Source organism: Bradyrhizobium sp. AZCC 1588 (genome assembly GCF_036924735.1).
GTDB lineage: Bacteria > Pseudomonadota > Alphaproteobacteria > Rhizobiales > Xanthobacteraceae > Bradyrhizobium.
Genome location: NZ_JAZHSC010000001.1, coordinates 2,844,712 through 2,870,013 on the forward strand (window position 1 = coordinate 2,844,712; position 25,302 = coordinate 2,870,013).

Sequence of the window (25,302 nt, forward strand, 5' to 3'; positions counted from 1 at the left end):
CGCTACTCACTTCGAAGTGAGGCACCGATCACAAATCCGCGTTAAGCCGCGAGTCTGCGCAGCACGTAATGCAGAATGCCGCCGTTTCGGTAGTACTCGAGCTCATCGAGGGTATCGATGCGACAGAGTAGCGGCACGCGCTGCAGCGAACCGTCGCCGGACACGACCTCGGCCGTCAGGGTCTGGCGCGGCTTCAAATCACCCTGGAGCCCGCGAATCGTCACCGTCTCGTCGCCCTTGAGGCCGAGCGATGTCCACGACGTGCCGTCTTCGAAGGTCAGCGGCAACACGCCCATGCCGACCAGGTTGGAGCGATGGATGCGCTCGAAGCTCTGGCAGATCACGGCGCGGACGCCGAGCAGACGGGTGCCTTTCGCCGCCCAATCGCGCGAGGAGCCGTTGCCGTATTCGGCGCCCGCGAACACCACCAGCGGCACGCTTTCCTGCTGATACTTCATTGCCGCGTCGTAGATCGACATCTGCTCGCCGTCGGGCCAGTGCTTGGTTAATCCGCCCTCCGGAATATTGCCGTCAGCGCCCTTCAGCATGAAGTTCTTGATGCGGATGTTGGCGAAGGTGCCGCGCATCATGATCTCGTGATTGCCGCGCCGCGTGCCGTACTGGTTGAAGTCGGCGGGGCGCACCTGGTGCTCGCTCAGGAATTTTCCAGCCGGCGAAGTCAGCTTGATCGAGCCGGCCGGCGAGATGTGGTCGGTGGTGATCTTGTCGCCGAACATCGCCAGAATCCGCGCGTCGACCACGTCTGAGATCGGATCGGGCTGCTTCTTCATGCCTTCGAAATAGGGCGGGTTCTGCACATAGGTCGAGCTCATGTTCCAGCGATAGGTCTCGCTCTCGACCGTCTTGATCTTGCGCCAGTTGGTGTCGCCCTTGAACACATCGGCGTAGCGCTTCTTGAAGATCGTGGCTGTCACGAACTTCTTCATGAAAGCATTGATCTCCTTGGCGGTCGGCCAGATATCCTTCAGATACACCGGCTTGCCGTCCTTGCCGGTACCGATCGGCTCGACCGCGAGGTCCTTGGTCACCGTGCCCGCCAGCGCATAGGCGACGACCAGCGGCGGCGACGCCAGATAGTTTGCCTGCACGTCCGGGCTGACGCGGCCTTCAAAGTTGCGGTTGCCCGACAGCACGGCCGCGGCAACGATGCCATTGTCGTTGATCGACTTCGAAATCTCCTCCGGCAGCGGACCCGAGTTGCCGATGCAGGTGGTACAGCCGAAGCCGATCAGGTTAAAGCCGACCTTGTCGAGCTCTTTCTGCAGGCCGGAATTGGAAAGATATTCCGCAACCACCTGGCTTCCGGGCGCGAGCGAGGTCTTCACCCACGGCTTGGCCTTCAAACCCTTGGCGGCGGCGTTGCGCGCCAACAGGCCCGCGCCGATCAGGACGCTCGGATTGGAGGTGTTGGTGCAGGAGGTGATCGCGGCGATCACCACGTCGCCATGGCCGAGATCGAAATCCCGGCTCTCGACCGGATAGCGGCTCGCAGCTGCGTCGGGCTTCTTGTACTCGCTGGTAAGTGCGGTCGCGAAGCCAGTGGAAACCGCCGGCAGCGCAACACGGCCTTCGGGGCGTTTCGGGCCCGCCATCGACGGCACGACGTCCTTGAGGTCAAGCGTCAGGGTTTCCGTGAACACCGGATCGGCCGATTTCGCCGTGCGGAACAGGCCCTGCGCCTTGGCGTAGGCAGCCACCAGCGCGACGCGGTCGGCCTTGCGGCCCGAGGTCTTGAGATAATCGATGGTCGCGGCATCGACTGGGAAGAAGCCGCAGGTCGCGCCGTATTCCGGCGCCATGTTGCCGATCGTCGCCTTGTCCGCCACCGAGAGATAGTCGAGACCGGGGCCGAAGAATTCGACGAATTTGCCGACCACGCCCTGCTTGCGCAGCATCTGCGTCACGGTCAGCACCAGGTCGGTCGCGGTTACGCCTTCCTTGAGCTGGCCCTTGAGCTTGAAACCGACGACTTCCGGCAGCAGCATCGATAGCGGCTGGCCGAGCATGCAGGCTTCCGCCTCGATGCCGCCGACGCCCCAGCCGAGCACGGCGAGGCCGTTGACCATGGTGGTGTGCGAATCGGTACCGACAAGCGAATCCGGGTAGGCGACCTCGAAGGTGCCGGTCTTCTTGCCGACCGTCATCTTCTCCTTCTTGGTCCACACCGTCTGCGCGAGATATTCGAGATTGACCTGGTGGCAGATGCCGGTGCCGGGCGGCACGACGGAGAAATTCGAGAACGCCTTCTGGCCCCACTTCAGGAATTCGTAGCGTTCCTGGTTCTGCTTGTATTCCTCGACGACGTTCTTGCCGAACGCCTTGTTGTCACCGAAGAAGTTGACGATGACGGAGTGGTCGATGACGAGATCGACTGGCACCAGCGGGTTGATCTTCTCGGCATCGCCGCCGAGCGCCTGCATCGCGTTACGCATCGCGGCGAGATCGACCACCGCCGGCACGCCGGTGAAATCCTGCATCAACACGCGCGCCGGGCGGAACGCGACCTCGTGCTCGAGCTTGCGCTTCCGGAGCCATTTCGAAACCGCGACGATGTCAGCCTTCTTGACCGTGCGGTCGTCCTCGTTGCGCAGCAGGTTTTCGAGCAGCACCTTCATCGAATAAGGCAGCTTGGAAATTCCCTTCAGACCGTTCTTCTCGGCGGCGGGCAGGCTGTAATAAACATAGGTCTTGCTGCCAACCTTGAGGGTCTTGCGGCATTTGAAGCTGTCGAGCGAGGTCATGTCAGGAAATCCCAAATTCTAGTTATACCCAGCAAGGGTATTTAAACACCGTCAGCGGAAGGCTGGCTTCTTGGCTTGCAGCCGCCGATTGTGTGCTGCATCAAGTTCCGGGCTTATAGAATCTTTCTAGAAGCGCCGCCACAGCGACAAACGTGCTGCAGCAATGCGGTACCCACAAATTCTGACGCGGTACCCATCAATTTCAGAGGGCTGTGACGAAGCAAAATGCGGCTCTCGGGACGCCAAATCAGTTGTGTCAGAGGCGGCCGAGAGGTGTTCTCGGGCCTCGATTTCGAGGCCGCTTCCGGCGAAGTGCTGGCCGTGGTCGGCCCGAACGGCTCGGGCAAGACCTCGCTGCTGCGCCTGATCGCGGGTCTCCTGGTGCCGGGGGGCGGATCGATCGGCCTGGAAGGCGGCGAGGCCGAGCTGACCCTGCCGGAGCAATCCCACTATCTGGGTCACCGCGATGCATTGAAGCCTGCGCTGAGCGTTGCGGAAAACCTGTTGTTCTGGCGGGATTTTCTGGGTGGGGCGACCGGCGACGTCAAAGAGTGCCTCACCGCCGTGGGGCTCGGCCACGCCACTTATCTGCCGGCGGCCTTTCTCTCGGCCGGTCAGCGGCGCCGGCTGTCGATCGCGCGGCTGCTCGTGGTGCGGCGGCCGCTCTGGCTGTTGGACGAGCCGACCTCGGCGCTCGACACCGCCGGACAGGAACTATTCGTGGGCGTGATGCGCGAGCATCTCGCCAGCGGCGGCATCATTGTTGCGGCAACCCACACCCCGCTCGGGATCGAAGCGAGGGAACTGCGGATGGGGGGCGGGAAGTGACGCCGTATTTCGCGAACGTGGGCGGCTTGGAGCCACTTGTCACCACTCTCTCCGTTCCCTCCCCCCTTGCGGGGTCCGAGGCGAGCGAAGCTCGCTCTCGAGGTCAGGGAGAGGGGTGCCACACGACGCGCTCTCTCGATTGGGTCTCTAACGACAAGCGCCTTTCCCAAACACCTTTTCCTGGGCCACCCCTCTCCCCCGCCCTCCCCCGCAAGGGGGGAGCGAGCGAGCTGCATACGCGGCTCCAGTGGAGTGCACAAAGCACACACTTGGGGCGCCTCGCATGACCGCGCTCGCCGCACTGATTCGCCGGGACATCAAAATCGCACTCCGCGTCGGCGGCGGCGCGCTGATCGGCGTGCTGTTCTTCCTCACCGTCACGGTGCTGATGCCGTTCGCGATCGGACCGGACCTGCCACTCTTGGCCCGGCTCGGTCCTGCGATCCTCTGGCTCGGCGCGCTGTTGGCCAGCCTGCTCACGCTCGACCGGCTGTTCACGGCCGATCATGAGGACGGCTCACTCGACCTGATCGTGATGGGCCGGACGCCGCTGGAACTCGCTTGTGCCGCGAAAGCGCTGGCGCATTGGCTCGCGGCCGGTGTGCCGCTGATCGCGGCCACGCCCGTCCTCGGGCTGTTGCTCAACCTGGACGCCGCGGCGACCTCGGCGGTGGCGCTGACCCTGCTGGTGGGGACGCCGGCACTGACGTTCACGGGCATGATCGGCGCGGCGCTCGCCGTGACATTGCATCGCGGGGGCCTCCTGCTCGCGGTGCTGGTGCTGCCGCTGTCGATCCCGGTGCTGATCTTCGGCGTTGCGGCGTCACAGGCGGCCATTACCGGCCCGCTATCGTTTGGAACTCCGTTTTCGATCCTTTGCGCGCTCTCGCTGGTCAGTTTCGTGGTCGGACCGTTTGCCGCTGCGACCAGCCTGCGGCACGGTCTGGACTGAACTTGTTGACACCGATCAACTCTGGCGGAGGGGATGCGAAACAAACCATGCCGCATTGCCTGCTCCGCCGCTGACGACTATCAGGATGCCATGACGCTGATCGACCTCGCCAATCCCTCGAAATTTCTCGCGCTGACGGCGCGCGTGCTGCCGTGGCTTGCGGGCGCGACCGCGATCCTTTTGCTGGTCGGTTTCTATCAGGCGGCGATGGCCCCCGACGATTACCAGCAGGGCGCCACCGTGAAGATCATGTTCATCCACGTGCCGAACGCGTGGCTTTCGATGTTCGTCTGGGGCGTTATGAGCATTGCCGCGCTGGGCACGCTGGTATGGCGGCATCCGCTCGCCGACGTCGCGGCCAAGGCCGCCGCTCCGATCGGCGCGGCGTTCACGTTTCTGGCGCTGGTCACGGGTTCACTGTGGGGGCGGCCGATGTGGGGCACCTATTGGGAATGGGACGCGCGACTCACATCGGTGCTGGTCCTGTTCCTGATGTATCTCGGCCTGATGGCGCTATGGCGTGCGGTGGAGGACACGTCGCGGGCGGCGCGGGCCGCCGCCGTGCTGACGCTGGTCGGCGCGATCAACCTGCCGATCATCAAGTTCTCGGTCGACTGGTGGAACACGCTGCATCAACCGGCATCGGTGATGCGGATGGGCGGACCTTCGCTCGACAACGCGTTCCTGATTCCATTGCTCGTGATGGCGGTCGGTTTCTCGCTGCTGTTCGTGACGCTGCATGTGGCGGCGATGCGCAACGAGATCCTGCGCCGCCGCGTGCGCAGCTTGCAGATGATGCAAGCCAGCCAACAGGCGGCTTGACGATGTCGCTCGGCCCCTATGCCTCGTTTATCGTGACCTCCTACGCGCTGGTCGCGGCGATCGTGCTGATCCTGATCGGCTGGATCGCGCTCGACTATCGTCATCAGAAGGAGCGCCTGCGCGAACTCGAGGCCTCCGGCGTGACCCGGCGCTCTGGCCGCCAGGCGACGGACATTTGATGAGCGCGCCCGCAACATCGGATCGACCGCGCAGCCGGCGCTGGGTGGTGGCGCTGCCGCTGATCGGCTTTCTGGCGGTCGCCGGACTGTTCCTGTTGCGGCTTTACGGCGGTGACCCCTCCAGGATCCCTTCCGCCCTGATCGGTCGGCCGGCGCCGCAAACCACGCTGCCGGCGCTGGAGGGACTCGTCCATAATGGGAACCCTGTGCCCGGGCTCGACCCGGCCGTGTTCAAGGGCAAGGTCTCCGTCGTCAATGTCTGGGCATCCTGGTGCGTGCCCTGCCATGACGAGGCGCCGCTGTTTACCGCGCTGGCGAAGGACACGCGGCTGCAGATCGTCGGCATCAACTACAAGGATTCCCCTGATAACGCCCGCCGCTTCCTCGGCCGCTACGGCAATCCGTTCACCGCCGTCGGCGCCGATGCCAACGGCCGGGCCTCGATCGAATGGGGCGTCTATGGCGTGCCCGAAACCTTCGTGGTCGGCCGCGACGGCACTATCCGCTACAAGCTGGTCGGGCCGGTGACGCCGGCCAATCTCGATAGCGTGCTGAAAGTCGAAATCGAGAAGGCGCTCAAGTGACGACGATGTCATTCCGGGATGGTCCGAAGGACCAGACCCGGAATCTCGAGATTCCGGGTTCATCGCTGCGCGATGCCCCGGAATGACAATCGCAGCAATTGCGCTCAAATAATCTCCCGCTTTTATCTATCGTTCATTTCGCAGCCATGGCGCCGCCACTAATTCGCAGCTAGCTTTAGGGTGTTACCAAAACCGTCCTTGGGAGGGACACCCATATGCGTCATTTCACGCTCGCTTCTCTTCTCGCCACCGCGCTCACGCTGGGCATGCTGACGGCGACGCCGTCGATGGCCCAGACCGCGCAGCCCGCGGCCAAGTCCGACAGCAAGATGGCTCCCGCGCCAAAGGCCTCGGAGTCGAAGATGGCGCCGGCGCCGAAGGCCGAGCTGCTGGACATCAATTCGGCGACCGCCGAGCAGCTCGATGCGCTGCCGGGCGTGGGGAAGGCCTATTCGGAGAAGATCATCAAGGGCCGCCCGTACAAGGGCAAGGACGAGCTGGTGCAGAAGAGCATCGTCCCGCAGGCGACCTACGACAAGATCAAGGACAAGATCATCGCCAAGCAGAAGAGCTGATCTCGTGCCCCGGACGCGGCGCAGCGCGATAGCGGTGCGCTGCAGAGCCGGGGCCCACGCTCGAGCGGAGATATGGGTCCCGGCTCTGCGGTGCATCGTAAAGAACGCTGCACCGCGTCCGGGACACGCTACCTAGCCCTTGCTTACATCCCCGGCTTCCGCTTCGCTGACCTCCAGCGAAGCCGGTTCCAGATGATAGCGCTTGATCAGCGGCATCTGTGTTACGGCAAACAGCATCGTCAGCGGCACCATGCCGAAGACCTTGAAGGTAACCCAGAAGTCGGTGCTTTGCGTGCGCCAGATGATCTCGTTCAGAACCGCCATCGCGAAGAACCATAACGCCCAGCGCGCGGTCAGGATGCGCCAGCCGTGCGGGGTGAGATTGAACATCTGGTCGAACATGATGGCGATGAAGGAGCGGCCGAACAGCAAGCCGCCACCGAGAATGGCGGCGAACAGCGTGTAGACGATTGTCGGCTTCATCTTGATGAAGGTCTCGTCATGCAGGATCAGCGTCAGCGCGCCGAACACGACGACCACGACCGCAGTGACGATCGCCATCATGGGCACATGCCGCGTCACCATGTAAGACGCGACCATCGCAGCCACCACCGCCACCATGAATGCGCCGGTGGCGACGAACAGGTTGGACTTGGCATTGGCGACGAAGAAGATGAGCAAGGGACCGAGTTCGGTCGCAAGCTTGAACAGCGGATGCGGTACTTTCTTGTCCATTACTCGATTCCTGCAATCGCGTTCGCAAAGTCCCGTGCCGTGAACGGCGCGAGATCGTCGATGCCTTCGCCGACGCCGATGAAGTGCACCGGCAGTTTGAATTTCTCCGCCAGCGCCACCAGAATGCCGCCGCGCGCGGTGCCGTCGAGTTTCGTCATCACAAGCCCGGTGACGCCAGCGGTACGATGAAACGCTTCGACCTGCGACAGCGCATTTTGTCCCACCGTCGCATCGAGCACGAGCAGCACCGCATGCGGCGCCGACGCGTCGACCTTCTTGATGACGCGAACGACCTTTTCCAGCTCGTTCATCAGTTCGGCCTTGTTCTGCAGCCGTCCCGCCGTATCGACCAGCAGCACATCGAGCTTTTGTTCCTTCGCTGCGCTCAGCGCGTTGAAGGCGAGGCTCGCCGAATCAGAACCCTGCGCACCCGCAACGACCGGCGATTTGGTGCGCTCACCCCAGACCTTGAGCTGTTCGATTGCGGCGGCACGAAACGTATCGCCCGCCGCCAGCATTACCTTGCGGCCCTCGGCGCTCAGTTTCGCGGCAAGCTTGCCGATGGTGGTGGTCTTGCCGGAGCCGTTGACGCCGACCACGAGGATGACGAACGGCTTTTGCGCCAGGTCGATCTCCAGCGGCTTCGCCACCGGCGCCAACACCTTCTCGACCTCGGTCGCGACGACCGTCTTCACTTCGTCGGCGGAAATCGCCTTGTCATAGCGGCCGGCGCCGACGGCATCCGCGATCCGCACCGCGACCGCGGTGCCGAGATCGGCGCGCAGCAGCACATCCTCGATATCGTCGAGCATGGCGCGGTCGAGCTTGCGCTTGGTGACGAGATCGGCGACGGCCGTGCCGAGCGAACTCGACGTCCGCTTCAGGCCGCTCGAAAGCCGCCGCCACCAGCTCAGTTTGGGGGTTCCAGGAGTGGTATCGCTCATGTCGGGGACGTGTTAGCGGTTTCGCGCCATGAGCGGAAGTCACAACAAATCCTTTGCTGTTCCCGGGCCATCTCTTGATGTGCCCGGGCCATCCCTCGATGTGCCCGGGACATCCTTTGATGTTCCCAGCACATCAATTGATGTCCAGGGATTAACGGCAGACGAAATCCTGGCCCGCGTGCTCCATCGCGACGGGCTGATGCTGGTCATCGACAAACCGGCCGGCCTGCCGGTGCATCGCGGCCCCAAGGGCGGCGCCAATCTGGAAGCTTCCTTCGATGCCTTGCGATTCGGCCTGCCGCGCCCGCCGGTGCTGGCCCACCGGCTCGACAAGGACACCTCAGGCTGTCTCGTACTGGGACGCCACCGCAAGGCCACCGCCTCGCTCGGCCTCTTGTTCAAGCACGGCAAGGTCGGAAAGACCTATTGGGCCGTAGTCGAAGGCGGACCTGCCGAAGATGAAGGCACCATCGACATGCCGCTCGGACGGCTGAACGCCGAGCGCGGCTGGTGGCAGAAGCCGGACCCGGAGGGCCAGAAGGCTATCACCACCTGGAAAGTGCTCGGCCGCGGCGACGGCCTCGCCTGGCTGGCGCTGGAACCGGTGACTGGCCGAACGCATCAACTGCGCGTGCACACCTCAGCGATGGGCTGGCCGATCGTCGGCGACAATATCTACGGTAATGGCCCAAGGTTCGGCGAGCCGATCCTGCACCTGCATTCCCGCGAGATCGTGGTTTCGATTTCGAAGAACAAAGAGCCGGTGCGGGTGACAGCGCCGGCGCCGGAGCATATGCGCGAGCGGTTGCGGAAATGTGGGTGGAATGGGGCGTGAAGGCCGCGCTTACTTCCCTTCTCCCCTTGCGGAGCAGGTCATCGCGCTGTCACCCTCCCCTGGAGGGGTCCGAGACGAGCGAAGCTCGCTCGTAGGTCGCCGCTCATGCAATGAGCGGCGGGGTGGGGTGACGGTCTCTCCACATCCAACAGTGCCCGAGTGGAGAGATCACCCCACCCCGCCTCACATTTCGCTGCGCTCAATGTGAGCCGACCCTCCCCCTCCAGGGGAGGGTAAGCAAAAAAGTCCAGCCAGCGACAAGTACGGCAAGCAGAAGCGAGAGCTGGGCCACCTTCTCCCGCAAGGGGAGAAGGAAAGAAGCTCACACCGTAAGCCGCGCGCCATCATGCCCCTTGATCGCGAACTGCATCACCTCTCCCGGCTTTTCGCCTGATATCGCAACCGGCAGAAAATGCTCCGTACGCCCCTGCGTCGCGCTTTCGATCAAGACCTGACGCATCGCGCCGACCTCTGCGGCCAAGCGTCGCTGCAATGCGGCCTCGCCCAGCGTGCGCAACCGCTTCGCCCGCGCCTTGATAACCTCACCCGCCACCTGCGGCATCCGCGCGGCCGGCGTACCCGGGCGCTTGGAGTAAGGAAACACGTGCAGGAAGGTAAGATCGCATGCCTCCACCAGGTCCTGCGAGCGCGCGAACATTTCTTCCGTCTCGGTCGGAAAACCCGCGATGATATCGGCGCCGAGCGTAATGTCCGGACGCAATCGCCGCACCTGCGCGCAGAATTCGATCGCATCCTGCCGCGAATGCCGTCGCTTCATCCGCTTCAAAATGAGGTCGTCGCCGGATTGCAGCGATAGATGCAGATGCGGCATCAGCCGCTCATCCTCGGCAATGACATCGAGCAGATCGCGGTCGGCCTCGATGGAGTCGATCGACGAAATCCGCAGGCGCTTCAACTCCGGCACGTGGCGCAAAATCTGTTTTGTCAGTTGCCCGAGCTTCGGCGCACCCGGCAGATCGGCGCCGTAGCTCGTCAAGTCCACGCCCGTGAGCACGATCTCGGCATGACCGCGTTCGGCGAGCGCCCGCACCTGATCCACCACCGCCCCCATCGGCACCGAGCGCGAATTGCCGCGGCCGTAGGGAATGATGCAGAAGGTGCAGCGATGGTCGCAGCCGTTCTGCACCTGCACGAAGACGCGCGGCAGGCCGGCCTTGAACCCGTCAAGCAGATGCGGCGCCATTTCCTTGACAGCCATGATGTCGGCGACCGCGATCTTTTCGCTTGTCTCGACGCCAAGGCCCAGGTCGAACGCCGCGCGCGCATCGCGCCAGGCTTCGCCCCGCATCTTGTCGTCATTGCCGACAACGCGATCGACCTCGGCCATTTCGGCAAACATTTCTGCTTGCGTCTGCGCCGCGCAGCCGGTGACGACGATGCGCACATCCGGCCGTTCGCGTTTCAGCCGGCGGATCGATTGCCGCGCCTGCGCCACGGCCTCATTGGTGACCGCGCAGCTATTGATAACGACGGTATCGGAAAGCCCGGCGCGCTCCGCCTCGCGGGCGATCACCTCGGATTCGAAGGCGTTGAGGCGGCAGCCGAACGTGAGGACGTCGACGCTCATGGCGCTCAGGCGACGTTGGCGAACAGCGCCGGATCGAAGCGACCTTCATATTCGAAATCGGCGGTGCCGGTCATCAGCACGTGGTCGTCGTGCTCGCGCCATTCGATTGCAAGCTTGCCGCCGGGCAGCGTGATCTCGACCGACCGATTGGCGCGCTTCAGCCGGGCGGCGGCGACCGCGGTCGCGCAAGCGGCCGAGCCGCAGGCCTTGGTCAAGCCGACGCCACGCTCCCAGGTGCGGATCGTGATGTGATCGCGATCGACGATATGGGCGAGCGTGATGTTGGCGCGCTCCGGAAAGATCGGGTGGTTTTCCAATAGCGGCCCGAAGCGCTCGAGATCGTAGGCGTTGACGTCGTCGACCCAGAAGATCGCATGCGGATTGCCCATCGAGACCACCGACGGCGAATGCAGCACCGGCGCATCGATCGGCCCGACCTGCAACTCGATGTAGCGGGTATCGCGAAATTCCTCGGCCAGCGGAATATCCTGCCAGCCGAACTTCGGCGCCCCCATGTCGACGGTGTAGAGATCAGGCGCCGGGCCCTGCCAGCAATTCAACAGCCCGGCGCGGGTCTCAAACGTCACAGCGGTTTGGCCGGTCTTCTCGAACAGGCGGCGCACCACGCAACGCATGCCATTGCCGCAGGCGCCCGCTTCCGAGCCGTCATTGTTGTAGATGCGGATGAAGGCCTCGGTGCCCGCAAGCCGCGGCGGCTGCAATACCATCAACTGGTCATAGGGCACGCCCGCGGGCGAAGCCACGGCGCGGGCGTCTTCCGGCGTCACGGCGGCCTTCGAACCAGCATTGGAGTCACGCAGGTCGACCACGACGATTTCGTTGCCGATGCCGTTCATTTTGGCAAATGCGTGGTTGGCCAGCGCGCTCATGGAATTTCCCAATTTATGCCTGCCTTATATGGCGAATGATGGCGCGTTGACCAGTGCAAGGGCCCATGACGCATCTGTCATGGGACGAAAACGGCCCTCGCGTGTTAGGAATACGCCCATCCTGGCGGGCGCGGACCGGGACATGCCGCCGCCAGGTGGGGTGGATGGAGAATACCTGAAATGAACCGTATCAGCACTTTCCGTGCGGCCGTGGCCGCGCTCGCCATGGTTGCGCTTGGCGGGACCGCACTGGCGCAATCGCCGGCGCCCTCAGCCCCTCCGGCCACAAGCCCGGCGGCGACGCCCAGCCCCGCACCATCGGTGGTGCCGGTCCCGCCGCCGGCCGAAACCAAGTCCCCGGCGGATGCCCCGACCGCAGAGAAAGCCCCGACGCCCGTACCCCCGCCGCCGGCCGCCAGCGTCCAGAACGCCGACCCCTTCGGCGAGGAGTTCACGCTGGAGCCCAAGAAAGTCTTGGTGATGAAGGGCACCGCCAACTGGGATGCGGCGTTCGACACCCTGATCGATTCGTTCAAGGCGCTGACCGCACTGCTCGACAAGCAGGGCATCAAGGCCACGGGCAATTCGATGATCGTCTACACCTCGACCGACGATACCGGCTTTACGTTCCTGGCGCAGATTCCGGTCGACCAGGACGTCAAGAACCTGACCAAGGACCTCAGCATGGGCAAGTCGCCCGAGGGCAAGGCGCTGAAGTTCGTCCATCGCGGCTCCTACGACAACATGGACAACACCTATGAGGCGATCACCAACCACCTCGATGACAAGAAACTGGAAGCCAAAGACACCTTCATCGAGGAATACATCACCGATCCCCTGAAGACGGCGGAGGACAAGCTGGTGATCAACGTCTATGTGCCGCTGAGGTGATCGGGATGAAACATCCCCTTGCCCTTGCCGTCGTTGCCGCTACGTGCCTCGCCGCGCCGGCATTGGCGCAGACGGTGCCGCCGCCCGCGATCTCCGTGACCGGCGAGGCGAACGTATCGGTGGCGCCCGACCAGGCCCAGATCGACGGCGGCGTGACGTCGGACGCCAAGACCGCGCGCGAGGCGTCGGACGCCAACAACGCGGCGATGGGCAAGGTGCTGCTGGCGCTGAAGGGCGCCGGCATCGACGAGAAGGACTACCAGACCTCGCGGCTGTCGCTGCAGCCGCAATCTGCGCCAAATCGCGCCGGCCCCTCGCCCATCGTCGGCTATCGCGCCAGCAACCGCGTCACGGTCAAGATCCGCGACGTGACCAAAGTTGCGAACGTAATCGACGTGCTGGTCGCCGCCGGCGCCAATGACATCGGCGGCATCCACTTCAGCGTGACGCAGGCATCCAAATATCTCGACGAGGCCCGCGAGAAGGCAGTCGCGGACGCCCGCCGCAAGGCCGAGATTTACGCCAAGACTGCCGGCGTGACGCTCGGCGAACCCATCAGCATTACCGAGGAAGGCGCACCTACGCCGCTCTTCCGCGGCAAGATGGCAGCCCCGATGGCCGCCGGCGCTCCAGTGGCGCAAGGCGAGGAGACGCTCTCGGTGATGGTGCTCGTGTCCTGGGCGATCAAGGGAAAAGAATAGTAATTCCCGTCGTCCTTGCGAGAATTGCCGTCGTCCCTGCGAACGCAGGGACAACACGGTTAGATCTCGTAGATCTGCCCCGGCTTCAGCGCCGCGAACCGCTCCGGCGGAATCTTCGCTTCCTTCAGCGCATCGGCCAATGCATTGACCGGCGCGTCGATCGCCTCATCGGTGAGCTGGAACGTGCCGTGATGATGCGCCAGCGCTTCTTGCGCGCCGCAATCGGCCAGCGCCTTCACCGCATCAGCCGGATTCATGTGCTGATCCTTCATGAACCAGCGCGGTTCATAGGCACCGATCGGTAGTATCGCCAGCCGCAGCGGGCCGTGCTGCTCGGCCACGCGGCGGAAATGCTTACCTTCGCCATAGCCGGAATCGCAGACGATGTAGAGTTTGCCGGCCGGCGTCTCCAGCACAAAACTCGCCCACAGCGCCTTGTTGCGGTCGAACAGGCCGCGCGCCGACCAGTGCCGCGTCGGCACCAGCGTCACCGCGATGCCATTACCGAGCTCGACGCGATCCTGCCAGTCGAACCCCTCGGCTTTGATCGCCGCATCCGCATCGCGCATGGTGACGTCGTTGCCGAGCGGCGTGATCATGCGCGGCGAAAACTTTTCGGCGAGTTTTGACAGCGTCGCGACATCGAGATGATCGTAATGGCCATGTGAGACCAGCACCACGTCGATCTTGGGCAGCGCGTCGAATGCAATGCCGGGATCGTTGTGCCGGTGCGGCCCGGCCCATGAAACCGGCGAGGCACGCAGCGACCACACGGGATCGACGAGAATATTGAGATCCCGCGTCTGGATCAGCCAGGAGACATGGCCGACAAAGGACAGCCGCACCTTGTCGCCGGAAACGCGCGGCGGCGGCGTATCGCTGTGCCCATTCGGCACCCAATCCGGCCAGCTCGCGCGCTTGCGGTCGGTGCCGAACTGCCAGCGCAGCACCTCCGCCAATGATTTTGGCGGCGCGCCGTCGGGATCGAAGAAGCGCATGCCGTCGAAATGATCAGAGACGGGACCCTCATAGGTTTTCATATTGCTGATCCAGACAGACGGCACGCCGACGGCCGTGGCGGCCCCGGCGAGCAATGCAAAGACGCGGCGGCGGGTGATGGGCATCACGACAGAAGGGAGAGAACAGGAGACATGGGGCGTTATATGGCGTGCGCCGGTTCAACTTGGAACATGCGACGAAAGGAAGCTTGATCGCCAACCTCCTTCATCTCAAAAACACAACCATGTCAAAGCCTTACGCCTCAATCGCAGGGCATTGCGCCCTAGTTTCTCCTTGACTTTCACCCGATCCGAGGGTTTAACCCGCCCACTTTCTCGGAAAGACGTTCTTTTCGACCCGCCGCCCGGCCCATGAGACCGGAGGCCAACGCCCGACAGCGCGATGCGCCCTCGGGCGCGAAAGTGTTTGGAATATCGTTTTGGCGTTTTGCGCCGGGACATATCGTTTTGGCGTTTTGCGCCGGGACATATCTAGGACGTCATACCCCGCGAAGGCGGGGTATCCAGTACGCCACGGCTTCTCGATCAAAACGAGCTGCTCTGGAATACTGGATCACCCGCTTTCGCGGGTGACGACAGCATTGGTGGATCGACGCAGCGCCCGTAAGGGCAGCAACAGGACAACGGCATTGTTCGACAATCTGTCGGAAAAGCTTGGTGGGATACTCGATCGGCTGACGGGCCGCGGCTCGCTGTCGGAGGCCGACGTCGACGCCGCTATGCGCGAGGTGCGTCGCGCGCTGCTGGAAGCCGACGTTGCGCTTGAGGTGGTCCGAAGCTTCACTGAGCGCGTCCGCGAGCAGGCGGTCGGCGCCACCGTCGTCAAGTCGGTCACGCCCGGCCAGATGGTGGTCAAGATCGTCCACGACGAGCTGGTCGCCACCCTCGGCGCGGACGGCCAGACCATCGATCTCAACGCGGTGCCGCCGGTCGCGATCATGATGGTCGGCCTGCAAGGCTCCGGCAAAACCACCACCACCGCAAAACTCGCCCGCCGCATGACCCAGCGCGACAAGCGCAAGGTGCTGATGGCCTCGCTCGACATCTACCGCCCGGCGGCGATGGAGCAACTGGCCGTGCTGGGGCGCGACCTCGACATTCCGACGCTGCCGATCGTGACGGGGCAAAAGCCGGCGCAAATTGCCAAACGCGCACTCGAAGCCGGCAAGCTCGGCGGCTACGACGTGGTGCTGCTCGACACCGCCGGCCGCACCACGCTCGACGAAGAGATGATGAGCGAGGCGGCCGAGATCAAAGCCACGGCCAACCCGCATGAAGTGCTGCTGGTCGCGGACTCCCTGACCGGCCAGGACGCGGTCAACCTCGCGCGCGCGTTCGATCAGCGTGTCGGCCTCACCGGCATCGTGCTGACGCGCGTTGACGGCGACGGCCGCGGCGGCGCCGCGCTGTCGATGCGTGCGGTCACGGGAAAGCCGATCAAGCTGATCGGCACCGGCGAAAAGACCGACGCGCTGGAAGACTTTCACCCCAGCCGCATCGCCGGCCGCATCCTCGGCATGGGCGACGTGGTGTCGCTGGTCGAACGCGCGGCGGCAAATATCGACGCCGAAAAGGCTGCGCGCACCGCCGAGCGGATGCGCAAAGGCCAGTTCGACCTCAACGACATGCGCGAGCAATTGCTGCAGATGGCGAACATGGGCGGCATCAGCGGCTTGATGGGCATGATGCCCGGCATCGCCAAGATGAAAAACCAGATTGCGGCAGCCGGCATCGACGACAAGATTTTGAAGCGCCAGGTCGCGATCATCGATTCGATGACGCGGGCTGAGCGCAAGAACCCCGACATTTTGAAAGCCAGCCGCAAGAAGCGCATCGCTGCCGGCGCCGGCCAGAACGTCGAGCAGGTCAATAAGCTCCTGAAGATGCACCGGAACATGGCCGACATGATGAAGGCGATGGGCTCAGGCAAGCGCGGCCCGCTCGCCGGCATCGCGCAGGCGATGGGTTTTGGCGGTGGCATGAAGCCGCCCTCGCCGGAAGAGATGAAGGCGCTGGCGGACAAGATGCAGGGCGGCGCTGGTCCGGGCAGCCTGCCGAATTTGCCGAAGGATCTTCCCACCGGTCTGCGCCAGGGACTGCCGAATCTGCCGGGCCTTACGGGCCTCAGCGGCAAGCCGACGCTTCCGGGCCTCGGCGGCTTTCCGGGAAAGAAGAAATGAGGACACCGTCATTGCGAGCGTAGCGAAGCAATCCATCGATCCGCGAAAAGAAAGAATGGATTGCCGCGTCGCTTCGCTCCTCGCAATGACGAACTAACAACCACCAGGCTTTCAATTAAACCCGCACTCAGGAGAACTAAATGTCAGTCGTTATCCGCCTCGCTCGCGCAGGCACCAAGAAGCGTCCGGTCTATCACGTCGTCGTCGCCGACTCGCGCTTCCCCCGCGACGGCCGCTTCATCGAGCGTCTCGGCCACTTCAATCCGCTGCTGCCGAAGGACAATGAATCGCGGCTGAAGCTCGACATGGACAAGGTGAAGTCCTGGCTCGCCAAGGGCGCGCAGCCGTCGGATCGCGTGACGCGCTTCCTGGATGCGGCCGGTGTCGTCAAGCGCGCCGCCCGCAACAACCCGGAAAAGGCCGTGCCGCGCAAGGAGCGCAAGGCTCGCGCCGAAGCCGCCGCGAAGGCGTAAGCCTTAGCGGCGCGCGACGGTGAAAACGCCGATTTGCGTCGCCCGTATCGGCGCCGCGCATGGCGTGCGCGGCGCGGTGAAACTGTGGACGTTCACCGAGGATCCGCTGGCCGTAAAGCAATACGGCCCGCTGACGACCAAAGACGGCGCGCGCCAGTTCGAGGTGACGCATGTCCGCGAGGCCAAAGACCATCTGGTGGCGACGCTGAAGGGCATCGCCACCCGCGAGGACGCCGAGCGGCTCAATGGCCTTGAACTCTATGTCGCCCGCGACAAATTGCCTGAGACCGACGAGGGCGAGTATTACCACGCCGACCTGATCGGACTTGCCGCCGTCAACGCCGCGGGCGAGCCGCTCGGCCGCGTGATCGCGATTCACAATTTCGGGGCCGGCGACATTATCGAGATCGCGCCTCTGCAAGGCGTCACTATGCTGCTGCCGTTCACCAATGCAGTCGTGCCGACGGTCGATCTGGCTAATGGCCGCGTGGTGATCGAACTGCCGCAGGAAATCGAAGGCGACGATCAGGCCGCCGCAGGAAATGGCTCGACGTAACTGTCGCCGCTTCGGCCGTAGTACACCGCGCGCCGGCCCGTGAGCGACACCATGTAGCCGACGCACCCAGCCTGCGCGATGCGCTCGCAGAATTCACGGTACTTGATTTGCTGCGTCTGGATCGCCCGCACCGCGGCTGCAACGCCATCTGCCGTGAACACCATCGCTGGTACTGCTTCTATTTGCGCGGCCTGAACACGATGCGATTCACCCGACGGCAGATAGTAGATCTTCTCGGCACGGAGCAGGTCAGCATGATAGCGCTCGACGCCAGCCTGCATCAGTTTCATCACCACTTCGGGAAAGCTGATGCGTTCGTGATCCGACCCATCGGTGCATTCCTGCATAGTTCGGATGACATTCTCTTGCATGACTTCTCCTGTTGGATTGCGGATGAACTAATTGATCGGCACCGTGCGCAGGCCGCGCTGGCGCACGATTTCCTGCATGATGCGTTCAAGGGTCGCGCGATCTGCTGATCTCAAGCTTCCGAAAAATTCGGCATCGTTCTCGTCGGCGAGATCAGACAGTTCCGGAACCAGCGTACGGCCGGCTGCTGTAAGCGCGAGTTCTTGATAGCGGCGATCGGCCTTGCCGGCCGTGCGCGTTACCAACGTCTTGACCTGGAGCCGGTCGGCAAGCTTTGAGATCGCGCCTCGCGTCATGCCGAGCCGGTCTGCGAGTGCGCTTGGCGCGACGGAATCCTGCCCGTAAAGTTCGCGCAATATCACCCACTCGGCGACCGTCACGCCACGCCCCTCGACCTTGAGGCTGAAGGCGTGAGAGACCTGGTTGGAGACGTAGCGGAGCCAGTAGCCGAGATGGTCTTCGAGGTTGCTGACGCGACGTGCTTTTCTCATGACGGTCCCATTGGTTGACTAGGAAACTATCAAAAAATTAGTTTCCTAGTCAACCATATTGCAAATTTGATTTCTGACGCCCGACGCGCGATGCAGGGCGCATGACTACCGCTTGGCGCGCCACCGTTCTCACCCTGTTCCCCGAGATGTTTCCCGGGCCGCTCGGCGTCAGCCTGGCCGGCAAGGCGCTGGCTTCCGGCCTGTGGGTGCTGGAGGCGCGCGACATCAGGGATTCAGCGACCGATCGCCACCGCAGCGTCGATGATACGCCGGCCGGCGGCGGCCCCGGCATGGTGCTGCGGGCCGACGTGCTGGCCGCGGCAATCGACGCTGCGGCCATCGACCAAAATCGACCGCGCCTCCTGATGAGCCCAAGGGGTCGGCCATTGACCCAGCCCATGGTTGCCAAATTTGCGGCGGGGGCCGGGCCGCTGATCATCTGCGGCCGGTTCGAAGGGGTCGATCAGCGGGTGATCGAGGCACGGAACCTCGAGGAGGTCTCGATCGGGGATTACGTGCTGTCGGGCGGTGAGATCGCCGCGATGGCCCTGATCGACGCCTGCGTACGGCTTTTGCCGGGGGTGATGGGCAAGCAGGCCTCGGGTGTAGACGAAAGCTTTTCCGAAGGACTACTCGAATACCCCCAATACACCCGCCCGCAGGAGTTCGAGGGCCGCGGCATCCCGGAAGTCCTCATCTCGGGCGATCACGCCAAGGTGGCGGCGTGGCGAAGGGCCGAGGCCAAGGCCTTGACCCGGACGCGGCGGCCGGATTTATGGGCCGCGCGGGGCGGCCAAAAAGGCACAAAAAGCACGACAGACGGGTGACAAGCGTGGCCCGATGCCTTATACGGGCGCCAAATCCGCACACGCGCAGGATAGATGGACGTTTGCGCAGCCCCCGAAAGGCTGGGCGCGCCGCCGATGGAGATTTCAATGAACCTCATTCAACAGCTCGAAAAAGAGCAATTCGAAAAACTGTCGGCGACCAAGTCGATCCCGGAGTTCGGCCCCGGCGATACCGTGATCGTCAACGTCAAGGTGGTCGAAGGCGAGCGCACCCGCGTGCAGGCCTATGAAGGCGTCTGCATCGGCCGTTCCGGCGGCGGGCTCAACGAGAGTTTCACCGTCCGCAAGATTTCCTATGGCGAAGGCGTGGAGCGCGTGTTCCCGGTGATGTCGCCGATGATCGACTCGATCAAGGTGGTGCGCCGCGGCAAGGTGCGCCGCGCCAAGCTGTATTACCTGCGCAGCCTGCGCGGCAAGTCGGCCCGCATCGTCGAGAAGCAGGACCGCGCCGCCGCCGTCGGCGAGTAACTTTTCCCGAACGGGATGTGACAAAAGCGCGGGGTCTTGCCCCGCGCTTTTTTGTTGCGCCTCCGCGTCATTGCTGTCGATGTTCACTAATTCGCTGATTGGATCGCGGTGGTCTTGGTGGCTGCAAAGGCCTTCGGGGTCAGCCCTGCAAGGGCCTGATGAGGCCTGTGGTTATTGTAGTAGATCAGGTACTCGAACAGCTCTTTGGCGAAGTGGTCGAGATTGTCGAAGGTTGCGCCCTCGATGACGTCCTCTTCGAGGGTTCGCCAGAAGCGCTCGACCTTGCCATTGGTTTGCGGCCGGTAGGGCCTGGTGTAGCGATGCTTGATGCCGAGTTCGAGCAGCATGGCCTCGAAGGGATGCTCCTGAGGGGTGTTGCGGGAGGCGAACTCGGCCCCGTTGTCGGACAGAATCTCGGCGAAGATCAGTCCGTAAGTGACGTTGAGAGTATTGATCATCTTCAGCGTCTTGAACATCACCGGAAGCGCCTTCTTGGAGGTCAGCACCTCGGCCCAGGCCAGGCGCGAGCAGCTGTCGATCAGGCAGATGATGTAGGGCGTGACAGGGGGTGGCGCGAGGAACATGTCGCGCGGCAATTGATGCAGATCGACGTGGCCGAGCTCCCCGAGCTTGTCCTTGATAATGCGGCGTTTCTCCTCGCGCATCGCCGGCGTGCGGCGGTTCAGTTGATGGCGCTTCAGCACCCGGTAGATGGTCGATGGCGAAGGTACTGTGGCGCGCTGCTCACGCAAGACGGCATGGATCTCGTAGCGGTTCATCCCCCGTTGGCGCTGAGCGATGATCTCGGCCTCGATCCCGTTCGGCTCGCGCCGTTCCCGCCATTTGGGCCCACGACGACGCGGCAACAGGTCGGCTTCATCGCCGCTCTGCAGATAGCGGTTGTAATACTTGCGGAAGGTCTGCGAACAGGTTCCGTGATGGCGGTAGAAATCCCCAACACTCTTGAACACCGCCGATCGGCCCGCCTTGACCGCCTCATATTCCGGGATCAGAAACCGCCACTTCTGCAGGTAATTGCGTTCAATCGTCCGGTCATAGCTGTTATCGCGCATCGGATCGTCCTCCAGAGGAGCGATCCAATCAGCGAATTAGTGAACTTGCACAATTGCGAGCGCAGCGAAGCAATCCATCTATCCCCGTTCCGAGAAATGGATTGCTTCGCTGCGCTCGCAATGACGGGGAGAGACCAAGGCCGGACCCACTCCTCGCAATGACGGTGGCAACAAACGCATATCGCACTTAGATGTGCCATGTGATATGAGACTGGAATGGTTCTAGATCGCACCAGCGCCGCCTTCGGCACCGCTCAGCTCGTCGTCATCGACGACCGCTCGCGGCTGCCTGGCCGCTTCTTCGGGCGGTTCGCGACGTCGGCCACGTCCGAGCTTACGCGCGCAGCTTGACGCTGCGACGTCTGTTGCTTGCGCCTTTTCGCGCTTAACCGCTCACACAGAATTTCCTTTGGAGCTTACGCTCATGTCCAAACCGACCACGCTGTACGACAAGATCTGGAACGACCATCTGGTGCACGAAGCCGAAGACGGCACCTGTCTGCTCTATATCGACCGCCATCTGGTGCATGAAGTGACTTCGCCGCAGGCGTTCGAAGGCCTGCGCGCGACGGGGCGCAAGGTTCGCGCGCCGGAGAAGACGCTCGCTGTCGTCGACCACAACGTTCCAACGACCGACCGCACAAAACCCAATCCCGATCCTGAGAGCGCCGAGCAGATCAAGGCGCTGGCGGAGAACGCGAAGGAATTCGGCATCGAATATTACAACGAGTTCGACAAGCGCCAGGGCATCGTGCACGTGATCGGCCCCGAGCAGGGCTTTACCCTGCCCGGCACCACCATCGTCTGCGGTGACAGCCACACCTCCACCCACGGCGCGTTCGGTGCGCTGGCGCATGGCATCGGCACGTCCGAAGTCGAGCACGTGCTGGCGACGCAGACGCTGATCCAGAAGAAGGCGAAGAACATGCGCGCGGTGGTCGACGGCAAGTTGCCCGACGGCGTCACCGGCAAGGACATCATCCTCGCGATCATCGGCGAGATCGGCACCGCGGGCGGTACCGGCTACGTGCTGGAATATGCCGGCGATGCCATCCGTGCGCTGACGATGGAAGGCCGCATGACCGTCTGCAACATGTCGATCGAAGGCGGCGCCCGCGCCGGCCTGGTCGCGCCAGATGAAAAGGCGTTCGAATTCCTGAAAGGCCGCCCGAAATCGCCCAAGGGCGCCGATTGGGACGCCGCGATGCGCTATTGGGAAAAGCTGCGTTCCGACGAGGGCGCGCATTTCGATCACGAGATCCGGCTGGACGCGGCAAAACTGCCGCCGATCGTGACCTGGGGCACCTCGCCCGAGGACGTGGTGTCGATCTCGGGCTTCGTGCCCGATCCCGACAAGATCGAGGACGAGGCCAAGCGGCTCTCAAAGCACCGTGCGCTGAAGTATATGGGCCTGACGGCGGGAACGAAGATCACCGACATCAAGCTCGATCGCGTCTTCATCGGCTCCTGCACCAACGGCCGCATCGAGGATCTGCGCGCCGCCGCAAAGATCGCCGAGGGCAAGACCGTCAGCGCCAACGTCAACGCGATGATCGTGCCCGGCTCCGGCATCGTGAAGGAGCAGGCGGAAGCCGAAGGCCTCGACAAGATCTTCATCAAGGCCGGCTTCGAGTGGCGCGAGCCGGGCTGCTCGATGTGCCTTGCGATGAACCCGGACAAGCTGAGGCCGGAAGAGCGCTGCGCCTCGACCTCCAACCGCAATTTCGAAGGCCGCCAAGGTTTCAAGGGCCGCACCCACCTGGTGTCGCCGGCGATGGCTGCGGCTGCGGCGATTGCCGGACACTTCGTCGACGTCCGGGACTGGCGATAACGCTTCCTTTGTCTAGATAGCGAGACGTTCCGGAAACGGCCCGTTAACAGGCAAAGCGCACACTGGTTCCTTGCGAAGCGCTTTCGCGAGGGACTTTGGCCATGACCGACAAGTCTGAATTTGTCGATATGATCAGCGAGGCGACGCGGCAGGTGCGGCGGCGCACGACGCCGCGCATCGTCGACCTCCAGCCTGTCTCCGCCAAGGAAGCCTCGCGCCTCAGCCACTGGCCGCCGGAGCATTGGCAGCAATGGCGAATGGAGACGCTGACGCCTTGGAAGCTCAAGCCGTGGCGGGGCAAGGATTGGGACTAGAGCGTTTTCCAGCGAAGTGGACACCGGTTCGCATCAAGAAAACGCGTCAAACAAAAACCTGGAGTCCGGTTCTGATTCAATCAGAACCGAAATGGCTCTAACCAGTAGCGTTACCTGAAAACAGGCGCCCTTTCGGGCGCCTGTTTCATTTCAACCTGTCTCACCAATAGGCATAGTAGCGGTGGTGGCGCCACCAGGGCCTGCAGATCTTGCGCGGCCCATAATAGGTCCAGATCACGCGGCAGCGCCGCGGATAATAGTAGGCCGGGTAGTAGGCCGGCGCGATGTAGAAGCGGCTGTGGAAGTGACGCCGGTGGTGGAAGTGCGGCCGATGGAAGACGTGAGGCCGGTGGAACGCGTGACGATGTACGAAGCGGTGTCCGCCGCCATGGAAGGCGGGACCCGCACGAAAACCGCCACGGTGGATCGCCATCCCACCACCTCTGAACCCACCCCCGTGAAAGGCCGCGCCGCCACCGCGGAAGCCGCCACCATGAAAGGCCGCTCCGCCGCCGCGGAAGCCACCGCCATGGAAACCGCCGCCGCCACCGCCGCGAAAGCCGCCGCCATGGAAACCGCCACCGCCGCCACCGCCGCGGAAGCCACCGCCGCCCATCCCGCCGCGGTGTTGAACCTCGGTCGTCAGTCCGTCGGTTGCATATTTCGCTGACGGCGCCGTTCCGGGGGTCGCTAGCGAAAGCGCCTCGGCGCGCTGTTGTGATGCCGCTGCGAGCGCGAATACTGCCGCAGCCGTAACACCCAGACGGCGGACCAGGCCGCGTCCAGGATCGGATGTTGTCATGGATTTATCCTCCCTAACCGGCGACGCGCGCTGCTCTGCGGCTGGCTCGCGTCGCGTCCTCTGCGATCGCTCCCAACATGACGTTAGAGACAGACACGTGAACGCGCCATGAATGCGCCGACCTCAGCGATGAATGCGCAGGAAAGTGCGTTGAAGAGATTTCTGCGGCTGACAGAAGTTGTGCACGCTTACTACCAGAATGGCCCAAACCCGATGCCGAAGGTGAACGGCGCGGGCGCGTAATAAGGATACGGCCGATAGTAGACGGGCCGCGCATAATAGGGCCGGTAGTAATAAGGGCGATAGTACGGGCGGTAGTACGGACGATAATAGCCATAGTGACGATAGTAGCGCCGTTGCGCGCTTAAATCGGTAGCGTCGGATGTGCCGGCGCTTTGCGCCTTCACCTGCGGCGCCGCGGCGGCCCTATCAATCGCCGCCGCCGGCCCGGCGACCGCGAGCGCGCCGACGACAATGGCTGCCGAGATCAAGCTCCTCATGATGGACTCCTCTTGCTGATGCTGATGTCAGAGATAACGGGCGGTAATCTCGCCAGTTTCAAGGCGAGCGCTGAAATCGAAACAGGCCCGCGATCAAGCGGGCCTGTCGGCATCTGCGCCAAGCTGCCGCAATCACCAGCGGTGCCAGTGACGATGATGATGGTGGTGATGGCGATGATGGTGGTGGTGCCAGCGATGCCACCGATAATGATGGTGGTGGTATCGGTGATGGTGATGTCGCCAATGCACTTCCGTCGTCGCCAACCTGGCATCCTCCTGAACCGCCGCGGCGGCGCCGGGATTGCTGAGCGACAGCGCATTGGCGCGCTCGGCCGGAGCGGCAAACGCCAGCAAGGCGCCAACGGCCGCGAGCCCAAAAAACTTCACTACCTGCATATCCAGTCTCCTCGGGTCGTCGGATGCACGTCTGCGCCGAATGGCTTGCATCAACTAACGGCATCGCCGCGACACGTGCACAGACTGAAGCAAGTGACTTGAATGAGGTGTGAATGAGTGCGCCATGAACATGAAGAATGCGCCACGAACATGAACGGATGCTGCTTGCCGCAAGCTCGCGCACGCAGTTTGAGCAGACCATCGTCAGCAACAGCGTTTGTCCACAGAGCCCGACTCGGCGTCTGTCAGAAAATGCTCGACAGAAAATAGAGAGGGGACGAATCTAGCCCGGCCGCCACCAGCAATTCATGCGCGGGGTGATCACCGTGCCGCTCGGCCGGTACTCCTGCACGTAATGTGCGGTGCAATCGCGCACGGCGTTGGGGCCGGGGTTGTAGCGCGGATAGACACTGGGAGCCCACGGCTCGCTGCGATAGATCGGCACGCGCCGCAGTGGGCGCCGGCGCTGGGCGGATACATCCGTGACGATCGGCTGCGGCGCCTGCGCGATCCGCAGCGCTGATGATGCCGTCTGCGCCTCCGCAGCCGCCACGTCAGGGAGCAAAAGCCCGGCCAGGACAGCCGAGAAGGCAGCCGATATGGCGACCGTCACAATCCGCTTCATTGAAGTCCACCCAAAACTGATCCCCCGGTACGGTCACCGATTGGCGCGTCAAAATCAACTCGCAAAACTAG

The 25,302-nt window shown here is 63.3% G+C and carries 30 protein-coding genes; 19 read left to right on the plus strand and 11 right to left on the minus strand.

Annotation, left to right across the window (positions count from 1 at the left end; translation table 11 throughout):
• Positions 1-41 precede the first annotated feature (41 nt).
• The gene (gene acnA / locus V1277_RS13285; RefSeq protein ID WP_334416526.1) at positions 42-2,762 is read right to left on the minus strand and encodes an aconitate hydratase AcnA; all 2,721 of its coding nucleotides are present in this window, start codon (positions 2,760-2,762) and stop codon (positions 42-44) included.
• Positions 2,763-2,987: 225 nt separating this feature from the next.
• Between acnA and ccmA the strand changes: the two genes are divergently transcribed.
• The 6 genes from ccmA to V1277_RS13315 all read left to right on the plus strand — a co-directional run bounded on the left by ccmA (position 2,988) and on the right by V1277_RS13315 (position 6,702).
• The gene (ccmA, locus tag V1277_RS13290; RefSeq protein ID WP_334416527.1) at positions 2,988-3,590 is read left to right on the plus strand and encodes a heme ABC exporter ATP-binding protein CcmA; all 603 of its coding nucleotides are present in this window, start codon (positions 2,988-2,990) and stop codon (positions 3,588-3,590) included.
• Positions 3,591-3,873: 283 nt separating this feature from the next.
• A complete protein-coding gene (gene ccmB / locus V1277_RS13295) occupies positions 3,874-4,542 on the plus strand; it encodes a heme exporter protein CcmB (protein WP_334371935.1) in 669 nt (222 codons plus the stop codon).
• A gap of 90 nt (positions 4,543-4,632) precedes the next feature.
• On the plus strand, positions 4,633-5,364 hold the full coding sequence (locus V1277_RS13300; protein WP_334420367.1) for a heme ABC transporter permease: 732 nt from the start codon (positions 4,633-4,635) through the stop codon (positions 5,362-5,364).
• Positions 5,365-5,366: 2 nt separating this feature from the next.
• Positions 5,367-5,543 (plus strand): heme exporter protein CcmD, encoded by a 177-nt coding sequence (ccmD, locus tag V1277_RS13305; RefSeq protein WP_334416528.1) that lies wholly within the window; start codon positions 5,367-5,369, stop codon positions 5,541-5,543.
• Positions 5,543-6,127, plus strand: coding sequence for a DsbE family thiol:disulfide interchange protein (locus tag V1277_RS13310; protein WP_334416529.1), 585 nt, complete (start codon positions 5,543-5,545; stop codon positions 6,125-6,127). The genes ccmD and V1277_RS13310 overlap by 1 nt, the downstream gene beginning before the upstream one ends.
• A gap of 215 nt (positions 6,128-6,342) precedes the next feature.
• Positions 6,343-6,702: a ComEA family DNA-binding protein gene (locus tag V1277_RS13315; RefSeq protein WP_334371926.1), complete on the plus strand. Its 360-nt coding sequence runs from the start codon at positions 6,343-6,345 to the stop codon at positions 6,700-6,702.
• 132 nt (positions 6,703-6,834) lie between these two features.
• Here V1277_RS13315 and V1277_RS13320 read toward each other — a convergent pair whose 3' ends face one another.
• On the minus strand, positions 6,835-7,437 hold the full coding sequence (locus V1277_RS13320) for a septation protein A (RefSeq protein ID WP_028348479.1): 603 nt from the start codon (positions 7,435-7,437) through the stop codon (positions 6,835-6,837).
• Positions 7,437-8,381, minus strand: a complete 945-nt coding sequence (gene ftsY / locus V1277_RS13325) for a signal recognition particle-docking protein FtsY (protein WP_334416530.1) — start codon at positions 8,379-8,381, stop codon at positions 7,437-7,439. The genes V1277_RS13320 and ftsY overlap by 1 nt, the downstream gene beginning before the upstream one ends.
• A gap of 199 nt (positions 8,382-8,580) precedes the next feature.
• On the opposite strand from ftsY, the gene V1277_RS13330 reads away from it, so the two are divergent.
• Positions 8,581-9,216 (plus strand): RluA family pseudouridine synthase, encoded by a 636-nt coding sequence (locus V1277_RS13330; RefSeq protein ID WP_334420368.1) that lies wholly within the window; start codon positions 8,581-8,583, stop codon positions 9,214-9,216.
• A gap of 322 nt (positions 9,217-9,538) precedes the next feature.
• Here the strand turns inward: V1277_RS13330 and mtaB are convergent, their stop codons facing one another.
• Positions 9,539-10,804: a tRNA (N(6)-L-threonylcarbamoyladenosine(37)-C(2))-methylthiotransferase MtaB gene (mtaB, locus tag V1277_RS13335; protein ID WP_334416531.1), complete on the minus strand. Its 1,266-nt coding sequence runs from the start codon at positions 10,802-10,804 to the stop codon at positions 9,539-9,541.
• Between the two features lie 5 nt (positions 10,805-10,809).
• Complete coding sequence (dapF, locus tag V1277_RS13340; RefSeq protein ID WP_334416533.1) at positions 10,810-11,694, minus strand: diaminopimelate epimerase; 885 nt, start codon at positions 11,692-11,694, stop codon at positions 10,810-10,812.
• 180 nt (positions 11,695-11,874) lie between these two features.
• Here dapF and V1277_RS13345 point away from each other — a divergent pair, with 180 nt between their 5' ends.
• Together V1277_RS13345 and V1277_RS13350 are read left to right on the plus strand one after the other, a co-directional pair.
• Positions 11,875-12,585 (plus strand): GyrI-like domain-containing protein, encoded by a 711-nt coding sequence (locus V1277_RS13345; RefSeq protein WP_334416535.1) that lies wholly within the window; start codon positions 11,875-11,877, stop codon positions 12,583-12,585.
• A gap of 5 nt (positions 12,586-12,590) precedes the next feature.
• The gene (locus tag V1277_RS13350; protein ID WP_334416536.1) at positions 12,591-13,286 is read left to right on the plus strand and encodes an SIMPL domain-containing protein; all 696 of its coding nucleotides are present in this window, start codon (positions 12,591-12,593) and stop codon (positions 13,284-13,286) included.
• Between the two features lie 59 nt (positions 13,287-13,345).
• Here the strand turns inward: V1277_RS13350 and V1277_RS13355 are convergent, their stop codons facing one another.
• A complete protein-coding gene (locus tag V1277_RS13355; RefSeq protein ID WP_334416537.1) occupies positions 13,346-14,410 on the minus strand; it encodes an MBL fold metallo-hydrolase in 1,065 nt (354 codons plus the stop codon).
• Between the two features lie 524 nt (positions 14,411-14,934).
• On the opposite strand from V1277_RS13355, the gene ffh reads away from it, so the two are divergent.
• The 3 genes from ffh (at position 14,935) to rimM (ending at position 17,514) form a co-directional block, all read left to right on the plus strand.
• Positions 14,935-16,485 (plus strand): signal recognition particle protein, encoded by a 1,551-nt coding sequence (gene ffh, locus V1277_RS13360; protein WP_334420369.1) that lies wholly within the window; start codon positions 14,935-14,937, stop codon positions 16,483-16,485.
• Between the two features lie 140 nt (positions 16,486-16,625).
• A complete protein-coding gene (rpsP, locus tag V1277_RS13365; RefSeq protein WP_334365619.1) occupies positions 16,626-16,958 on the plus strand; it encodes a 30S ribosomal protein S16 in 333 nt (110 codons plus the stop codon).
• A 19-nt stretch (positions 16,959-16,977) separates the two neighbouring features.
• Entirely contained in the window at positions 16,978-17,514 is a 537-nt protein-coding gene (gene rimM / locus V1277_RS13370; protein WP_334416538.1) for a ribosome maturation factor RimM, read from the plus strand.
• On the opposite strand, the gene V1277_RS13375 is transcribed toward rimM, so the two are convergent.
• Both V1277_RS13375 and V1277_RS13380 read right to left on the minus strand, forming a co-directional pair.
• Positions 17,484-17,885 (minus strand): DUF1398 family protein, encoded by a 402-nt coding sequence (locus V1277_RS13375; protein ID WP_334416539.1) that lies wholly within the window; start codon positions 17,883-17,885, stop codon positions 17,484-17,486. The genes rimM and V1277_RS13375 overlap by 31 nt on opposite strands.
• 27 nt (positions 17,886-17,912) lie before the next feature.
• On the minus strand, positions 17,913-18,374 hold the full coding sequence (locus V1277_RS13380) for a MarR family winged helix-turn-helix transcriptional regulator (RefSeq protein WP_334416540.1): 462 nt from the start codon (positions 18,372-18,374) through the stop codon (positions 17,913-17,915).
• Positions 18,375-18,475: 101 nt separating this feature from the next.
• Between V1277_RS13380 and trmD the strand changes: the two genes are divergently transcribed.
• Both trmD and rplS read left to right on the plus strand, forming a co-directional pair.
• The gene (gene trmD, locus V1277_RS13385; protein ID WP_334416541.1) at positions 18,476-19,201 is read left to right on the plus strand and encodes a tRNA (guanosine(37)-N1)-methyltransferase TrmD; all 726 of its coding nucleotides are present in this window, start codon (positions 18,476-18,478) and stop codon (positions 19,199-19,201) included.
• Between the two features lie 108 nt (positions 19,202-19,309).
• Positions 19,310-19,690 (plus strand): 50S ribosomal protein L19, encoded by a 381-nt coding sequence (gene rplS, locus V1277_RS13390; protein WP_028348467.1) that lies wholly within the window; start codon positions 19,310-19,312, stop codon positions 19,688-19,690.
• 86 nt (positions 19,691-19,776) lie between these two features.
• Here the strand turns inward: rplS and V1277_RS13395 are convergent, their stop codons facing one another.
• The gene (locus V1277_RS13395; RefSeq protein ID WP_334416542.1) at positions 19,777-20,763 is read right to left on the minus strand and encodes an integrase core domain-containing protein; all 987 of its coding nucleotides are present in this window, start codon (positions 20,761-20,763) and stop codon (positions 19,777-19,779) included.
• 216 nt (positions 20,764-20,979) lie between these two features.
• On the opposite strand from V1277_RS13395, the gene V1277_RS13400 reads away from it, so the two are divergent.
• The 4 genes from V1277_RS13400 to V1277_RS13415 all read left to right on the plus strand — a co-directional run bounded on the left by V1277_RS13400 (position 20,980) and on the right by V1277_RS13415 (position 23,578).
• Positions 20,980-21,114, plus strand: a complete 135-nt coding sequence (locus V1277_RS13400; protein WP_256470161.1) for a hypothetical protein — start codon at positions 20,980-20,982, stop codon at positions 21,112-21,114.
• Positions 21,115-21,187: 73 nt separating this feature from the next.
• Positions 21,188-22,594, plus strand: a complete 1,407-nt coding sequence (gene leuC / locus V1277_RS13405) for a 3-isopropylmalate dehydratase large subunit (RefSeq protein ID WP_334412130.1) — start codon at positions 21,188-21,190, stop codon at positions 22,592-22,594.
• Positions 22,595-22,695: 101 nt separating this feature from the next.
• Positions 22,696-22,908, plus strand: coding sequence for a hypothetical protein (locus V1277_RS13410; protein WP_334416543.1), 213 nt, complete (start codon positions 22,696-22,698; stop codon positions 22,906-22,908).
• Positions 22,909-23,206: 298 nt separating this feature from the next.
• Positions 23,207-23,578 carry a hypothetical protein gene (locus V1277_RS13415; RefSeq protein WP_334416544.1) on the plus strand — a complete coding sequence of 124 codons (372 nt, stop codon included), beginning with the start codon at positions 23,207-23,209 and terminating at the stop codon, positions 23,576-23,578.
• A gap of 323 nt (positions 23,579-23,901) precedes the next feature.
• On the opposite strand, the gene V1277_RS13420 is transcribed toward V1277_RS13415, so the two are convergent.
• Positions 23,902-24,210 carry a hypothetical protein gene (locus tag V1277_RS13420; protein ID WP_334416545.1) on the minus strand — a complete coding sequence of 103 codons (309 nt, stop codon included), beginning with the start codon at positions 24,208-24,210 and terminating at the stop codon, positions 23,902-23,904.
• Positions 24,211-24,222: 12 nt separating this feature from the next.
• Between V1277_RS13420 and V1277_RS13425 the strand changes: the two genes are divergently transcribed.
• Entirely contained in the window at positions 24,223-24,708 is a 486-nt protein-coding gene (locus V1277_RS13425) for a hypothetical protein (RefSeq protein WP_334416546.1), read from the plus strand.
• 181 nt (positions 24,709-24,889) lie between these two features.
• Here V1277_RS13425 and V1277_RS13430 read toward each other — a convergent pair whose 3' ends face one another.
• Positions 24,890-25,231 carry a hypothetical protein gene (locus V1277_RS13430; RefSeq protein WP_334416547.1) on the minus strand — a complete coding sequence of 114 codons (342 nt, stop codon included), beginning with the start codon at positions 25,229-25,231 and terminating at the stop codon, positions 24,890-24,892.
• Positions 25,232-25,302: the final 71 nt, after the last annotated feature.

Bases quoted from the DNA above. Each gene is read 5' to 3' on its own strand.
- ftsY (WP_334416530.1), bottom strand. From the start codon at position 8,381: ATGAGCGATACCACTCCTGGAACCCCCAAACTGAGCTGGTGGCGGCGG.
- V1277_RS13380 (WP_334416540.1), bottom strand. From the start codon at position 18,374: ATGAGAAAAGCACGTCGCGTCAGCAACCTCGAAGACCATCTCGGCTAC.
- V1277_RS13420 (WP_334416545.1), bottom strand. From the start codon at position 24,210: ATGAGGAGCTTGATCTCGGCAGCCATTGTCGTCGGCGCGCTCGCGGTC.
- leuC (WP_334412130.1), top strand. From the start codon at position 21,188: ATGTCCAAACCGACCACGCTGTACGACAAGATCTGGAACGACCATCTG.
- mtaB (WP_334416531.1), bottom strand. From the start codon at position 10,804: ATGAGCGTCGACGTCCTCACGTTCGGCTGCCGCCTCAACGCCTTCGAA.
- dapF (WP_334416533.1), bottom strand. From the start codon at position 11,694: ATGAGCGCGCTGGCCAACCACGCATTTGCCAAAATGAACGGCATCGGC.
- V1277_RS13330 (WP_334420368.1), top strand. From the start codon at position 8,581: ATGCTGGTCATCGACAAACCGGCCGGCCTGCCGGTGCATCGCGGCCCC.
- rplS (WP_028348467.1), top strand. From the start codon at position 19,310: ATGAACCTCATTCAACAGCTCGAAAAAGAGCAATTCGAAAAACTGTCG.
- ccmD (WP_334416528.1), top strand. From the start codon at position 5,367: ATGTCGCTCGGCCCCTATGCCTCGTTTATCGTGACCTCCTACGCGCTG.
- trmD (WP_334416541.1), top strand. From the start codon at position 18,476: ATGACTACCGCTTGGCGCGCCACCGTTCTCACCCTGTTCCCCGAGATG.
- V1277_RS13350 (WP_334416536.1), top strand. From the start codon at position 12,591: ATGAAACATCCCCTTGCCCTTGCCGTCGTTGCCGCTACGTGCCTCGCC.
- V1277_RS13430 (WP_334416547.1), bottom strand. From the start codon at position 25,231: ATGAAGCGGATTGTGACGGTCGCCATATCGGCTGCCTTCTCGGCTGTC.
- rpsP (WP_334365619.1), top strand. From the start codon at position 16,626: ATGTCAGTCGTTATCCGCCTCGCTCGCGCAGGCACCAAGAAGCGTCCG.
- ccmA (WP_334416527.1), top strand. From the start codon at position 2,988: ATGCGGCTCTCGGGACGCCAAATCAGTTGTGTCAGAGGCGGCCGAGAG.
- V1277_RS13355 (WP_334416537.1), bottom strand. From the start codon at position 14,410: ATGCCCATCACCCGCCGCCGCGTCTTTGCATTGCTCGCCGGGGCCGCC.
- V1277_RS13310 (WP_334416529.1), top strand. From the start codon at position 5,543: ATGAGCGCGCCCGCAACATCGGATCGACCGCGCAGCCGGCGCTGGGTG.
- acnA (WP_334416526.1), bottom strand. From the start codon at position 2,762: ATGACCTCGCTCGACAGCTTCAAATGCCGCAAGACCCTCAAGGTTGGC.
- V1277_RS13395 (WP_334416542.1), bottom strand. From the start codon at position 20,763: ATGCGCGATAACAGCTATGACCGGACGATTGAACGCAATTACCTGCAG.
- V1277_RS13345 (WP_334416535.1), top strand. From the start codon at position 11,875: ATGAACCGTATCAGCACTTTCCGTGCGGCCGTGGCCGCGCTCGCCATG.
- ccmB (WP_334371935.1), top strand. From the start codon at position 3,874: ATGACCGCGCTCGCCGCACTGATTCGCCGGGACATCAAAATCGCACTC.
- V1277_RS13315 (WP_334371926.1), top strand. From the start codon at position 6,343: ATGCGTCATTTCACGCTCGCTTCTCTTCTCGCCACCGCGCTCACGCTG.
- V1277_RS13300 (WP_334420367.1), top strand. From the start codon at position 4,633: ATGACGCTGATCGACCTCGCCAATCCCTCGAAATTTCTCGCGCTGACG.
- V1277_RS13375 (WP_334416539.1), bottom strand. From the start codon at position 17,885: ATGCAAGAGAATGTCATCCGAACTATGCAGGAATGCACCGATGGGTCG.
- V1277_RS13400 (WP_256470161.1), top strand. From the start codon at position 20,980: ATGGTTCTAGATCGCACCAGCGCCGCCTTCGGCACCGCTCAGCTCGTC.
- V1277_RS13410 (WP_334416543.1), top strand. From the start codon at position 22,696: ATGACCGACAAGTCTGAATTTGTCGATATGATCAGCGAGGCGACGCGG.
- V1277_RS13320 (WP_028348479.1), bottom strand. From the start codon at position 7,437: ATGGACAAGAAAGTACCGCATCCGCTGTTCAAGCTTGCGACCGAACTC.